Origin of the sequence: Streptomyces solincola (genome assembly GCF_002982015.1) — a bacterium.
Taxonomy (GTDB): domain Bacteria; phylum Actinomycetota; class Actinomycetes; order Streptomycetales; family Streptomycetaceae; genus Streptomyces; species Streptomyces solincola.
Genome location: NZ_PVLV01000030.1, coordinates 1 through 1,423, shown reverse-complemented (window position 1 = coordinate 1,423; position 1,423 = coordinate 1). Strand labels below are relative to the sequence as shown.

At 78.8% G+C, this 1,423-nt stretch carries 1 protein-coding gene; it reads right to left on the bottom strand.

Annotated features, from left to right (window positions below; translation table 11 throughout):
* On the bottom strand, window positions 1-1,423 hold a 1,423-nt coding region (locus tag C6N75_RS02140), incomplete at both ends, for a CDP-glycerol glycerophosphotransferase family protein (protein WP_181160293.1).

Below are 1,423 nucleotides of genomic sequence, written 5' to 3'. Positions count from 1 at the left end.
GGGAGGGCGCGTAGAGCAGGGCGCGGGTGCCGGGGGCGAGGCCGAGGCGGGCGCGGGCGGCGCGGACGTCGGCGGCGGTGGCCCGGTGGTAGACGTCGTTGCGGGGGTAGCCGTAGTCGAGGGTGCGGTAGCCGGCCGGGTAGGCGCGCTGCCACGTCTCGGTGGAGTGCGGGTTGGCGGAGAGGCTGAAGTCCCAGCGGTCCACCCGCTCCAGCAGCCGGTCGAAGTCCAGGCCGCGGGCGGCGGCCGGGCGGTCGCGCAGGTCGACGCCCATGTGCTTGAGCGGGGTGCCGTGGTGGGTCTGGAGGTGGACGCTGCCCGCCCGCTTGACCATGTGGTCGGGGAAGTTGACGTTGTTGACCAGGTACGTGGCGCGCGCCAGCGCCTCGGTGCAGCGGCGGGTGCCGGACAGGACGTGCTCGGTGCCGGGCGGCAGCAGCTCGGCGTGCTCGGGCTCGACCATCCACACCCGGCGGATGTCCGGGGCGAGTTCGGCCAGCTCGGCGGCGATGGCGGCCGGGTTGCAGGCGACGCCGCGCCCCCAGTAGGCGGAGAAGACGGCCAGGTCGGGGTCGAGCGGCCGGGCCAGCGCGGTCCGCCGGCGGAGCCGGGCGCGGGCGGCGGCGGCCCGGGAGCCGATCGCCCCGGCCGCCGAACCGGCGGCCCGGCGGCGGTCGTTGGCGGTGCGCAGCAGCCGGTAGCCGAGGTGCGCGCCGTGCGCGAGCAGCAGGTGGCGTACGCCGTCGAGCCCGGCCGGGCGGGGGTGGCCGGCGGGCCGGTAGGCGGCGGTGTGGCGGGCGGCGCGGCGGAAGAACTCGCCGATCCGCGCGGCCGGCAGCTCCTCCCGGCGGGCCAGTGCGGTCAGGTAGTCACCGGTCATCCGGTCGTAGAGCGCGGCCCGGACGGCGGCGGGCGCGTCGGCCGCCCCGGCGAGCCGGTGCAGCGCCTCGTACTGGTCGAAGAGGTCCGGCTCGGGGGCGGGGGCGGCGCGCCGCTGCGCGGGCCGGTCGCGGTGGTGGACCAGTGCGACCACGCCGCGGCGGGCGACGGTGCGGGCGAGCAGCAGCACCGCGAGGGAGAGGTAGAGCGCGTCGTGCCCGTCGGTGCCGAGCAGGCCGGGGTGCTCGGCGAGCAGCCCGGCGCGCACGATCCGGGTGCCGGGCAGCGGGTCCAGGGCGAGCAGGGCGGGGTGCGCGGCGAGCGTGGTGACGCCGGGCGCGGCGGTGAGCAGGTCGGTGGTGCCGCTGGGCACGCCGTCGTCCCACCAGTGGGCGGTCCGGTGGTCGCACAGCAGCACGTCGGGGCCACCGGTGAGGGCGTCGAGGAGCGCGGCGGCGGCCCCGGGCGGGAGCCGGTCGGCCGCCGGGTCGAGGAACTGAAGGTGTGTCCCGCGGGCCGCCCGGGCGGCCCGCGGGACACACCT